At 55.5% G+C, this 12,155-nt stretch carries 10 protein-coding genes; 2 read left to right on the forward strand and 8 right to left on the reverse strand.

Going from position 1 to position 12,155, the window contains the following annotated elements; all coding sequences use genetic code 11:
* The 3 genes from QM649_RS14110 to QM649_RS14120 form a co-directional block, all read right to left on the reverse strand.
* On the reverse strand, positions 1–286 hold a 286-nt coding region (locus QM649_RS14110; protein WP_415199691.1), incomplete at its 3' end, for a hypothetical protein.
* Positions 287–301: 15 nt separating this feature from the next.
* Positions 302–1,327 carry an alcohol dehydrogenase gene (locus QM649_RS14115; RefSeq protein ID WP_415199692.1) on the reverse strand — a complete coding sequence of 342 codons (1,026 nt, stop codon included), beginning with the start codon at positions 1,325–1,327 and terminating at the stop codon, positions 302–304.
* A gap of 79 nt (positions 1,328–1,406) precedes the next feature.
* Positions 1,407–2,126: a hypothetical protein gene (locus QM649_RS14120; RefSeq protein ID WP_415199693.1), complete on the reverse strand. Its 720-nt coding sequence runs from the start codon at positions 2,124–2,126 to the stop codon at positions 1,407–1,409.
* A 222-nt stretch (positions 2,127–2,348) separates the two neighbouring features.
* Here QM649_RS14120 and QM649_RS14125 point away from each other — a divergent pair, with 222 nt between their 5' ends.
* Positions 2,349–2,990, forward strand: coding sequence for a response regulator (locus tag QM649_RS14125; protein ID WP_415199694.1), 642 nt, complete (start codon positions 2,349–2,351; stop codon positions 2,988–2,990).
* 15 nt (positions 2,991–3,005) lie between these two features.
* On the opposite strand, the gene QM649_RS14130 is transcribed toward QM649_RS14125, so the two are convergent.
* Entirely contained in the window at positions 3,006–5,969 is a 2,964-nt protein-coding gene (locus QM649_RS14130; protein ID WP_415199695.1) for a ligand-binding sensor domain-containing protein, read from the reverse strand.
* A 367-nt stretch (positions 5,970–6,336) separates the two neighbouring features.
* Here QM649_RS14130 and QM649_RS14135 point away from each other — a divergent pair, with 367 nt between their 5' ends.
* Positions 6,337–8,013, forward strand: a complete 1,677-nt coding sequence (locus QM649_RS14135; RefSeq protein ID WP_415199696.1) for an FAD-dependent oxidoreductase — start codon at positions 6,337–6,339, stop codon at positions 8,011–8,013.
* 46 nt (positions 8,014–8,059) lie between these two features.
* On the opposite strand, the gene QM649_RS14140 is transcribed toward QM649_RS14135, so the two are convergent.
* The 4 genes from QM649_RS14140 to QM649_RS14155 form a co-directional block, all read right to left on the reverse strand.
* Positions 8,060–9,154 (reverse strand): L-dopachrome tautomerase-related protein, encoded by a 1,095-nt coding sequence (locus tag QM649_RS14140; RefSeq protein ID WP_415199697.1) that lies wholly within the window; start codon positions 9,152–9,154, stop codon positions 8,060–8,062.
* Between the two features lies 1 nt (position 9,155).
* Positions 9,156–9,569 carry a cupin domain-containing protein gene (locus tag QM649_RS14145; protein WP_415199698.1) on the reverse strand — a complete coding sequence of 138 codons (414 nt, stop codon included), beginning with the start codon at positions 9,567–9,569 and terminating at the stop codon, positions 9,156–9,158.
* Between the two features lie 151 nt (positions 9,570–9,720).
* A complete protein-coding gene (locus QM649_RS14150; protein ID WP_415199699.1) occupies positions 9,721–10,776 on the reverse strand; it encodes an alpha/beta hydrolase in 1,056 nt (351 codons plus the stop codon).
* 164 nt (positions 10,777–10,940) lie between these two features.
* Positions 10,941–11,957, reverse strand: coding sequence for a zinc-binding alcohol dehydrogenase family protein (locus tag QM649_RS14155; RefSeq protein WP_415199700.1), 1,017 nt, complete (start codon positions 11,955–11,957; stop codon positions 10,941–10,943).
* Positions 11,958–12,155: the final 198 nt, after the last annotated feature.

A 12,155-nucleotide genomic window follows, 5' to 3' on the forward strand; every position in this document is an offset into this window, starting at 1 on the left:
ACGCGCGCGGGTCTTCAAGTTGTTCGATCACGGTGCCGTCACTCTTTTCGAGTGCTACCCGCTCCCTCTGAAAAGACGAGCGCACATCCGGTGCGCCGAACGGAGCGTGGGAGGCCCATTGATGCTTGAGATCCACAGTTACATTGACATCGTCGAGTAGTCCTGCCTTACCCTTCAGGCTCCACAGGGCTCCGCCTTGAATAAGGTGAGCGGACAACGATGAATAGCGGTTCCAGTTGTCGAGCCCACCGTGAGCGTTGATGGCAAGCTTTACGAGTTCGTTCATAGGGTCTTCCTTTCTTTACTCCGTCTGGTTTGCGATGAGAACTGCTCTGAAGCGCACATCGCCGCGCATCATCTTTGCGTATGCGGTCGCGGCATCTTTCAGCGGAAATGTTTCGACCATGGGACGTACATCCTGCAGCACGCTAAATTTCAAAGTGTCCGCACCATCGATGATCTTTCCAGTCAGCATGCCTTCTATGGACCGGGTGCCAAATACCAGGTCATAGCCTTGGATCGGGATCGGTTCACCGGGTACGGCGACGACGATCATCTTGCCCCGAGGAGCAAGGCCGGGAACCAGCTTGCCAATGCTCTTGCCACTCGGTGCTGTAGCAAGGATCACAGTGGCCCCACCGAGACTCTGGAGCGCTTCCGCAGGACTGCCAGCGTCCGAGTTGATGTAGTGGTGTGCGCCGAGATCTTTCGCGAGCGACTCTTTATCCTGGCCCCGCCCAATCGCGACGGTCTCGAAGCCCATCTTCCGTGCGAACTGGATACCAAGATGGCCCAGGCCTCCAACCCCCAGGATCGCGACCAGGTCTCCTCCGCGCGCCCCGGAGTTGCGCAGAGCATTGAAGGTTGTCAACCCGGCACACAAGAGGGGAGCTGCGTCCGTCGCGGTCAGGTCTTCGGGAACAGAGACAATCCCATGCGACTCCGCAAGCATGAGCTCGGCGTATCCGCCGTCAGAGGTCACGCCACTGATGACAGGGTTCTCGCAGTTGACGAAGTCTCCGCGGAGACAGGAGGGACAGGAGCCGTCGTACCCGCCGATGAAACCGACGCCAACTCGCTGGCCAATTGACCACCTCGTCACATCAGTTCCAACCGCTTCAATGCGCCCGACGACTTCATGGCCTGGCACGCGCGGCAGTTCGAGACCCGGGAAGCCTGCTTCGATGGTTCCGCCATCGGAGTGGCAAACGCCGCATGCTTCCACGCGAATAAGGACTTGCTGGCTCGCCGGAGTTGGGATGGCCCTTTCCACCAACTCCAACCTTCCGGGCGATACGACGGCCATTGCGGAATAGGTGTTTTTCATAGTGATCGCTTGCTCCCAAGTCTTTCCGTTGTAATTCGAGCTACTGGAACTGTGTTCGTAGAAACGCCCCGAAATTCCCCTACTCGAAGAGGAAATCGCTCAGCTCGATTGTGACGATCAGTGGCTCGGGGGCTGGAGTGTTGTCTTCTTTTCGCGGAAAGATCCGCATCTTCGTCGGCAGCACGATTCCCTGGACTTCGACCGGATCAAGCAGGTAGCGTGCCGCCGGGTTTCGCCCCTGTATGTCTACTTCATAGTCGTGTCGCTTGAGGAGCCCTTCACTATCGAAGTAGAAGGTTTGCACGGTACTATGTGTCGCGATGGCATCAGGAAAAGTGACGCGGAGGCGGCGCCAGGTCTCGCCTTGTTCCTGCCATGGCGCAATCTCCTCATAGGTCACTCCGGGCTGCCTGAGGATGAACGGGGAGGTCAGGTAGGTCCACATCGTGTAACCGGCGAAGTAGGCAACCTGAGGATTGCTCCATGGGGTCTCCATCTCGTACCCGGCAAATGATGCGCGCGGATGATTCAGCTCTTCGACCACCACGCCCTCGGGAGTTTCGATCGTTACGTGATCCGGCGTGAACACCGAACGATTCTGTGTTGGCGCAAAGGGCCAGTGTGAAACCACCTCGTTCTTGAGGTTTACTCGAACATTCGCATGTTCAAGAACGGTCGGCTTACCCTTCAGGCCCCATAGAATCCCTCCCTGCACGAGACGAGCGGACAGATAGGAAAAGCGGCGAAAACGATCGAGACCTCCGTGAGCATCGATGGCGAGTTGACTGAGATCCTGCATTGAGTCTCCTTCTGATCTCCCTGCATGAACGGGAATCTAGGCACACCTTGAATGTCGCAGTGCCAGATTCATGCTAGGGATTGCACTCAACATCCACATGCCCCGATTCACGTAAACGTCCATACCGAGATCGGTGGAGAGCGTGCCCATCAATGCTCGAATCGCTCGAAAGCGGTATGTCGGAACAGAGATAGCGAGAATAGACTGAATAGTGGAGGCGTGATGGAAACCACAGGTCGGATTCGCATACTCTTGGCTGACGACCATCCCATGATGCGGCGCGGGTTGGTTGAAGAGATCAACGCGCAGAGTGACATGCAGGTTGTTGCGGAGGCGAGCAGCGGGGAAGAAGCTTTGTCCTTATACCGTCAAGCCTCTCCAGATGTTTCACTGATCGATCTGAGAATGCCCGAGATCGATGGCCTCGAAACGATCCGAAGAATTCGCGCATTCGATTCCAACGCAAAGACAATTATCCTGACGACATCTCTGGCTGATATTCAGGTCTTCCGTGCTTTCCAGGAGGGGGCTTACAGCTATCTCTTGAAGAACATGCTCCGTGCGGAGCTACTTGAAACGCTGCGGACGGTTGCCAAAGGGAAGAAGAAGGTCCCTGGCGAGGTGGCTGCCAAACTGGCGGAGCATGCTTTGGATCAACGCCTCTCCGCACGAGAGGTTGCGGTTCTTCAGCAGGCATCCCGTGGAAACTCGAATAAGCGAATCGCCGATGTGCTCCGGTTGTCAGAACACACGATCAAGACGCACTTCAAAAACATCCTTCAAAAGCTAGGTGCTCAGGATCGAACGCACGCGGTTGCCATCGCTCACAAGCGTGGCTTCTTCGATGTCAACGAAGAGCTTTAAGCAGTACTTCGAGGCTCAGTGCTCGCCCTTTGGAATTACGAGCTTTCGACGGATCTTCCGGAACAATCGAGTTACCAGAGAACCTCGCTCTCCTGCATAAGCTATCGAGGCTGGAATGCGCAACATGATCGAAGTGCCAGACGCCACCTTTACCTCGATTCTGCCGTTGATTTTGGAGACTCGCTCTCTCATGCCAGGTAAGCCGAAATGGCCTTCGCGTTGGCCCTTGTTCAAGATCCCGGCTGGTATTCCTATCCCGTCATCCACGATCTTTACGCGAAGCTCGGCCTTATCGAAATGAAGCTCAATCCCGATGTTGGAGCCCTCGCTATGGCGAAGTGCATTCCATAACGCCTCGCGCACAATGCTGATGATCTCTTCCCCGATCAGCACTCCTAGCGGCTGTATCGCGCCGGAGACATTCGTCGAGATTGTGATCGCTGGATTCGCATCCCTCAATTCAAGCACGAGTTCCTGAACGGCCGCAGGCAGATCGTGCGAAGCCGCAGATCCTCCTCGCAGTTCGAATACAAGTTGTCTACCTTCCAGCATGACCTGATCGGAGTAGATGAGGATCTCCTGGAAAATTCTGCGCTTGGGCTCTTCCTCGATCAAACGAGTGGATTCCGTGTGAACGCGAAGCAGCACGCTCTGAATGCCTTGAAAGAAATTGTCGTGCAACTCACGGGCGATCTTTTCGCGTTCGTCACGGCGCGATGCGAAGGACTTGCGAATCTGTTCGGTCACGTACCTTAAACGGATGGCGTATAAAGTCCAGAGCGTCAAGACACCGAGCACGCAGCACAGCGCCATAAACCAACGGCTCTGGATAAAGGTCGGTGCAACATAAAACGGTACGGATACCTCAGACCGGCTGGCGATTCCGCTGCTGTTCAGGGCTGCAATCCGCAACCGGTAATGCCCTGGTGGCAGGTGGGTGAAGACAAGTCTCCGGGTGTCGCCAGCGTCTTTCCAGTCACTATCGAAGCCCTCCAGCATGAAGCGGACGCGGGCTCGTTCGGGCATGAGGAGAGCGCCAACAGCTATATCGAAATCCAGCTCGTCCGGCTTGGGCTTGAGAGAAAAGCCGTTGCTGAAGGAGATATCCTGCCCGTCGACGTGAACACGATCAAGAGCGATACCGGGCGGTTGAGGATTCGAGGCGATCTTATCCGGATCAAGCCATGCGAGCCCCTTCAGCGCGCTGAAATAGAGCCTCTGGCCAGGCCCTTCTACAAGCGTTGGCAACGGTCGAACCGATGTCGGCGGCCCAGGAAATCCATCGAGATAGTTCAATTGCAAAACGCGGACATGATACGAAGTATCCGCAAGTGCTCGCCGAATCTCACCAGCGTCGATTCGCAAGGCTCCATTGACGGAGTTTAACCACACATCTCCGTTGGCTCTCTCTACGATCCCGCTCACGCCGTGGATCAAGTCAGAGTCCGCGGCACCAATCGTTGTGAACTTGTTTCCACGAAGTAAGGCGAGGCCCTCCGATCCACCCACCCACACATGATCCTTATGCTGGGCAAAGACCGTCACATTGCCGATGGCCAAGCCGTCGCGAGTGCCAAGACGTTGGGTCGTCGAACCTGATACTCTCAGTATCTGATTGGACACATATCCGAGCAATACGGAACCATCATCCATGGCCAACATGCTGATAGGAGTCCGGAGTGGCTCGTGAGCAAGCACGGGGGGCTGGCCCCAGGTTCCATCCTTGTAGGTCCAGGGCGTCTCGCCTCTTAAAGAGACCCATAAGACTCCCCTGTGGTCGAGCGCGATTGCCTGGACGTCTCTGAGACTTCCGCCACCTGGAATCCGAAGCTTCTGGACTGTGTTACCGGAGACATGGATTACTTCTCCGTAACCTCCTATCCACAAATCCCCGAGCGCGTCGACATAAAGACACCTGACTGTGGAGTCGGGAAGCTTGGTCGCCACAAACGAAGCTCCTTCAAGGGTGCGCATAGGGGAAGGGATCGGAAAGAGGCCGGCGTATACCTTGCCGCGATAGTGTGCCAGTGCGATGCTTAGAGTTTCCGCAGACAATGCAAACGGGTGGAAGGGAGTTCTGCGAAAGTAGTCGATGCCCTTTGCGGTGACAAACCAGACCCCGCCCTCACGATCCGAGAAGCCTGCCAGAATATCGTTACTGCTGAGCCCCTCGTTTTGATCGAAGTGATCGAACCAGGAATCCTCAACCCTTCCTGGATGCCTGGCATACTGCGCGGGCAAGTGAGATAGTCCACCGCCCTTCTGGCTGAGCCAAAGATCGCCATCGCGATCAATCAGCCCGATGTCTCTACTCTTGTGGAAGCCGCTGTCACTCTCTACCCATTCGCCAGAATCATTACGGTGAAGTACGCCCAGTTCATCGCCGCCGGTCAGCCATCCACTGTTCGGTGAGGTCATCAGGATTGCTGTAGGAGAACTGGTCACGGTAGGGACGAATCGATCCGATCCCCGTGGAAGCAGATTGAGCTTTCCTCCGAATGCCCCGCTCCAGAGATTGCCAAACGAGTCGGTCTGGGCGTAGTAGCTGCTTTGCTCATTGAGTCCCATTTCTGAGCCGACCAGATTCCATTTACCTGCTTGAAAACGGGAAAGCCCATAGGGAGTGCGCGCCCAGATGACGCCATCCCTCTCCGTGAAATTACGCAACGTTCCTCGAATCAGTCCGTGCCCATCAGGCCCGAAATTCAGGACCTTACTACCTCTTACCTGCGAAGCGCCGCCGAATCGATACCCTATCCAGAGACTTCCATCCGAAGCTCCGAAGACCGTTGAAATCTCATCTGGGAGCAATCCGAGAGAGCTCGCTGAGAATCTACGAAACGTCAGGCCGTCGAAGCGATAGAGCCCCGCAACACCACCTAGCCACAGGAAACCATCTGTAGTTTGCGTGATCGCCCAGTTTCCCTGCGGTACACCGTCTTGAACAGTCCACGATCGGTGGTACATCTGAGCGATCAAGAAGGGCTCTTCGCGACCGGCCTGTGCATAGACGGGCGAGCCGGCACCAAGAAAAGTCACAAGTGACAGAAGCATGGGATGGGGTCGAATCGGCGCTATTCCTTTCGCGCAAATCTGGCGATTTCTTCGAAGCGTGAGGCGGTTTCGCCGCAGCGGCACGCCTCAAGAGAGGTATTGCTCCATCATATCGCCCGCACGCAGGGCGAAAAGACCCAGCCACGTTGCCTGCACCTTATACCGCGCAGGTCGGTTTACTGGGTTGCGATACCTACAAAGCATGAAAAGAAAGAACGCCATTGAGGTATGACTCCGCACATGCAACTGCTCCACACTTGTGCTGCGGAATCCCCCTTTTGGAGACCTGTCTATGCGAAACATTTTCCCCGGAAGCAAAGAAGTGCCGGTCACGAACGCGCCTCGATTCCAACCGGAGCTGGCATTTCCTGAATTGACCGAAGGGATGATCGATAGGGTGCGCAGGTTTGGCTCTCTGGAGCGCAAAACGAAGGGCGAACTATTGTTTTCACAGGGGACCCGCGACACGGATCTTTACCTGGTGTTGAACGGCTCTATCGATTTGTTCGCAACGGGACAAGATGGGGAGCATCTGCACGCAAACCGGCTCCAGCAAGGGCAGTTCACTGGCGAACTAGACCTATTGAGTTCGCGTCGCGCTCTGCTCAATGCTGCCTGCGCGACCGATTGTCTTCTCATCCGGGTCAACCGCGACGGGCTGCGTGCATTGATGCGCTCAGAAGCGGATATCGCAAACCTCATCATGCAGGCCTCTATGTGGCGTCGACTGCAGTTCCTGGGAAAGACTGAGGGGGGCGTCACCGTTGTCGGACCTGTGCGTCATGCCGAGGTCCTCAAGGTCCGCCGCTTCCTGACACAAAATAGCTACCCCCATCGCGTTGTCGAACCCGAGGCCATTGAGAGTCTTCAGTATCACGGTGACGACGGAAGCCTCGTGATTCCGACGATTGTTCTGGCCGATGGGCGGGTACTCCGGGCGCCTTCGCTCCTTTACCTTGCTGAAGAGTTAGGCGTTGCGGAAGAGCCGCAGCAGGATATCGTCTATGACCTCGTAGTTGCGGGTGCCGGACCGGCTGGACTCGCCGCAGCGGTATATGGCGCTTCGGAGGGTCTTACAACTCTTGTCGTCGAAGGCATCGGTCCTGGAGGGCAGGCGGGTACAAGCTCTCGTATCGAGAACTACCTCGGCTTCCCGACTGGCGTATCCGGAGAAGAGCTCGCTTACAGGGCGCAGGTGCAGGCGCAAAAATTTGGCGCCAGACTGACGATCGCGCGCAACGCGGTTGGCATTCGATACCGGAACCGCGACCTCTGCATCACCTTGACTGGTGGATTCGATGTTTGTGCTCATAGCATTGTGATCGCCACGGGAGCCAGCTATCGCAAGCTTGAGGCCGAGAATTACGCTGCTTTCGAAAACCACGGTATCCACTACGCAGCGACGGCTATGGAGGGCAATCTCTGCCGGGGAGCCGAGGTCGCGGTGATCGGTGGTGGAAATTCGGCAGGTCAGGCCGCGGTGTTTCTGTCGGGCCTCGCAAAACATGTTCACCTCATCATCCGCCGCAACTCATTGCGGGAAACGATGTCGGAGTATCTGATCTCACGCATCCTAGCCTCGGGCTCAGTCACGCTCCACACTCACACCGAAGTGATGCGGCTTGATGGCGCAGGCGATCTTGAAGACATCACGGTGAGAAATAACGTCACAAATGAGACGAAGATAATTGTGACGCGCAATCTCTTCGTGATGATCGGAGCTGATCCCAATACGGAATGGCTCCGCGGCCAGATAGCTTTAGACGCCAAGGGATTCGTTCTTACCGGAGGGCAGTACGGGTTCGAGGAGAGCCGTTACTCAACCAGCATGAGAGGCGTCTATGTTGTGGGTGATGTTCGTGCCGACTCAGTGAAACGTGTGGCGTCAGCAGTGGGTGAAGGCTCTGTCGTTATCTCTGACATCCACCGTTTCCTGGCCTCGCGAAATGCTAAGGAGGAAGAGTCATGACTCCTCCTCCGATGTTCCAAAGAGCCAACCACGTTGACGATTTCTTCTACCTAAGCGACGACAGGTAAAGTTTATAGATGTGAAGAGGCCACTCGATTGCGGACGCTCCTCCGCGGAACTGCGGCGCTCGGTCAATCTGCGCTACCGGAAGATAGAGCCAGCCATCCTGGAGCCAGGGTGCATCGGACCAATGGAGACGATGATCCTCGATGATCGTGGAAGCCTTTCTATCGGGGGTGAGTTTGACGATGGAATCGTTGCCGAGAACTTCGAGATAAAGGTTTCCATCAGAGTCGATCGCTGTTCCACCAAGTGCGCCGGTTTCGTACCAGAACTGCACATGTTGAGAAAGAATTGCGGGCGCGATGGACGGGTCATCCAACAAGCTTGTTTCAATGCGATAGAGAGGGCCAGATAGTGGCTGAAAATAAAACCACTTTCCATCCGGGCTCACTTCCATCTGGTCTGCGTTGAGTATGACCGGCCTGCCATCGGCGCTATGCAACGTGAAGCCATCGACGACAATCGGCTTGGCCCCGGTCGTGCTCTTATCATGATCCAGCACTCTGCGGGCTTTGCCTGTCGTCAGGTCGAGAACGATAATTCCGGGAACGCCAGCATCCGTAAGATATGCAAGGCGCCCGTGAAAGCGAATGTCATCGACATAGCTTTTGCGCCCGACTACGCCATCCCCAAGCGGATAGATCTTCCGTACCTGATGATGTTGAAGGTCGATGCGAACAACCTTGGCTGCGTTGGGCAGAGTTTCTGCGCCAAAATCCGGAGAACCCGTGTCCACGACCCAAAGGTCTCCGTCCGGTCCTATGCGGATTGCGTTTGTACCTACGAAAGCCTTATCCACCGGCTTCCCCGGAGTCCAGTCATTCCATTTGGCCGAGGGAAACGGATGAAACCTGCCATCCCTGCCAAATTCGGCCACGGATGGATGGGGGCGCGATGTGACCCCTGGGTAATTTACAAAGATATGTCCGTCTTTGCTGACGGTAACGCCGTTCCAAACAGCATGATTCTCCTGAGCAATGCTTATAAGGGGATCGGGGCTCTGCGCGCATGCACTGAATCCAAGCATGAATGCCCATGAGAAAAACATTGCTGACAGGCCGTGGGCGATGGTTTTCATGTTAAAGGCCTCGGATGAATGTTCGCGGCGAACCATCCTCAGGGTCGACGAAAATGATGTCGTCCGGCTGGCGCCGCGGTGTATCGACTGATAGAAAAATTACCGGCTCCTCAATGATGTGCGGAAGAGCGTGCACGACAGTCTTCTTGAAAAACAAAAGATCGCCCGGCTCAAACTCTGCTTGCTCTTTCGGATCTTCCATCCAGAAAGTTCCCCGACCGCTCAGCACGTAGAGATATTCGTCGCTATACGCATGAAAATGCGCTGGCGTTCCCTTATAAACACGGAACACTCTAGCGCTCGCTTCTTCTTCATTGGTTAGATACTCATCGATCAGCAAAGTATCTGCGTGGTCCGGAAATGTCTTTGCAATCTCACCGGGCTTGAATCGGTGGGATTTGTACTTCTCGGTCATCTCGGTTCCTTTCCCGTTGACTAAAGAGACTTATGGAAAAGGATGCTTCATGCCTGAGACAAGTCGCGGGAAAATAAATAGCTGATGCCAAAACTTGGCTGATCGATATCAACGTCCGCAGGTGCAACTCTGCGGACGTTGACGTTCGAATCTACTTAGCCAGGGCTGCTGCCAGCTTGTCAGACGCAAGCTCGATGGCAGCCCTGGCTGCCGGCGTCTCGCTCAGAGCATTAAGCATCACGAAATCGTGGGTAGTAGCGAGAAACCGGACTGTCGTTGTGTCGACTCCCGCTGCAGAGAGCTTACGGCCATAGGCTTCGCCCTCGTCGCGAAGAACATCGTTTTCGTCTGTAATGACCAGGGCCGCAGGCAAGTCTTTCAATTCTGCGCTGGTCGCTCTAAGAGGGGAGACCGTAATTTTCTCGCGATCCTCAGCCTTGGGAGCATATGCGTCCCAGAACCATTCCATGGCAGGTTTCGTAAGCCACGGCCCGGAGGCGAACTGCTGATAGGACCCAGTATCCATTGAGGCGTCGGTTACGGGATAGAAGAGCACCTGGTAGCGAATTGCCGGCCCTTTCCGCTCCTTTGCGAGAAGCGTCACGGCAGCGGTCATGTTGCCCCCGACACTATCGCCCGCAACTGCGAGACGGTTGGGATCTACGTTGAACTCGCCAGCATGTTCGGCAACGTACTTTGTGACCGCATACGCCTGTTCGATCGGCACAGGATATTGAGCCTCGGGCGAAGGCGTGTAGTTGACAAAAATGAACCCCGTAGCAGTTCCGGCCTTCTGTGTCTCATGGACCAAATCCCGAAGCAGACGATCGTGCGTGTTGCTACTCCCCAAAACCCAACCTCCTCCGTGGAAATAGATCACGACGGGGAGCTTGTCCGTGACACCCTCCGGACGGTAGACACGTACAGAAATCTTGCCCGTTGGACCTGCCGCAATTTCACGGTCTTCGACGGAAGCAGGTCGCTTCGCTACGGTCCCGGACTGCGCATCCTCCAGGATCTTTCGCGCGTCGGCATAGGGCAGGGTATAAATGGGCTTTCCACCTTGAGCGGCAAGCCCATCGATGAAAGCCTGAGTCTTCGGCTCCAGAAAAGGTGTACTGTTCGGCTGTTGCGCGATCGCAACTGTGCCGGCCAAAGGGAGCGTAGAAGCAACTGCGACCTGGCGAAGAATGTTCGAGGATTTCATACCTATATCTCCTTGCGCGCAAGAAGCACGCATAGATTGCACTGTTGTAAGTGGAGTAGTCGTGCGCGGGAAACATCTCCGAATCTCCCGCCAAGAGCTCTACCAGCGAAGTCAATTCCGGCGATAGAAGAAATGCGGCCAAGTTGACCGGCCGCATTTGCCAATCAGAAACCGGCTAGGACGATCTTGCCATGCGACTTTCCGGTCTCCAGAAGCGCATGTGCTTTACGAAGATTGGCCGCGTTGACTGTTCCAAAACTCTTTGCGACAGTGGTGTGGATGATCCCCGCATCGACTAGGCTTGCGACCTCATTGAGGATGAGGTGTTGTATCGCAATATCCCGCGTTGTGTAGAGCGAACGAGTGAACATGAATTCCCAATGCAAAGATGCTGCCTTGCGCTTGAGTGGCAGAGCATCCAGCACCTTGGGATCATCGATGACTCCAAAGTGCCCCTGCGGAACTAGCACCTCAACGAGAGTGGGATAGTGCACTTCAGTGCCAGTCAATCCGGCGATGTACTCCACGCCTGTGAGTCCCAATGCCTGCAACTGCGGACCAAAGGACACCGTGTGGTCAATCACGTGGTGTGCTCCGAGATCCAGGCACCATTTTTTGGTTTCTTCCCTGGATGCTGTTGCGATCACTGTCAGACCAGTGAGTCGCCGGGCGAGCTGAATCAAAACGGATCCGACACCTCCCGCGGCTCCAATAATCAGCAGACTTCCGGCATCCGCAGGCTTTCCAGGTTTCACTCCGAAACGATCGAACAAGAGTTCCCAGGCGGTGATACTCGTGAGGGGAAGCGCGGCGGCCTGTTCGAAGCCGATCGACTTCGGCTTGTGACCGACGATGCGTTCATCCACAAGGTGCAGTTCAGCATTGGCGCCGCTGCGTGCGATCGATCCCGCATAGAACACGTCGTCACCAACCTTGAAGAAGGAGGCATCCGGCCCAACCGCCTTCACGGTGCCCGCAACATCCCAACCCAGAACGCGGTGCGAATCGCCAGGAAAAGGAGGAGCCGAACTGCGAACTTTGTAATCTACCGGATTCACAGAGATCGCCTTGACCTCGACGAGGATATCTCGCCCTGTGGCAACAGGTTCAGGCAAAGTGATGTCCACCAAAGAATCAGTGGCATCGATGGATAGTGGCTTGGCGTAGCCGACAGCTTTCACGTGGTGGTCCTCCATTGGACGAAGCTAGAGTTGCGACAGAGCGGTAGTTTCAAGGAGCACAGATCAACCACCGCTCATACAGCAAACGGAAGAACCTCTGGCCGAGTAGAAACCTTCTGAAGCCGGCTTTACTTCGATTTTCTAGGGCTACTCACTAATGAAGGAAGCCTCAACAGGCTGAGTGAAGCATCGCTCCTT

The sequence above is a fragment of the Silvibacterium sp. genome (assembly GCF_047605705.1).
Classification (GTDB): Bacteria; Acidobacteriota; Terriglobia; order Terriglobales; family Acidobacteriaceae; genus Silvibacterium.

Coding starts and splice junctions, on each gene's coding strand:
- QM649_RS14115 (WP_415199692.1), bottom strand. CDS start 1,327: ATGAAAAACACCTATTCCGCAATGGCCGTCGTATCGCCCGGAAGGTTG.
- QM649_RS14120 (WP_415199693.1), bottom strand. CDS start 2,126: ATGCAGGATCTCAGTCAACTCGCCATCGATGCTCACGGAGGTCTCGAT.
- QM649_RS14125 (WP_415199694.1), top strand. CDS start 2,349: ATGGAAACCACAGGTCGGATTCGCATACTCTTGGCTGACGACCATCCC.
- QM649_RS14135 (WP_415199696.1), top strand. CDS start 6,337: ATGCGAAACATTTTCCCCGGAAGCAAAGAAGTGCCGGTCACGAACGCG.
- QM649_RS14140 (WP_415199697.1), bottom strand. CDS start 9,154: ATGAAAACCATCGCCCACGGCCTGTCAGCAATGTTTTTCTCATGGGCA.
- QM649_RS14145 (WP_415199698.1), bottom strand. CDS start 9,569: ATGACCGAGAAGTACAAATCCCACCGATTCAAGCCCGGTGAGATTGCA.
- QM649_RS14150 (WP_415199699.1), bottom strand. CDS start 10,776: ATGAAATCCTCGAACATTCTTCGCCAGGTCGCAGTTGCTTCTACGCTC.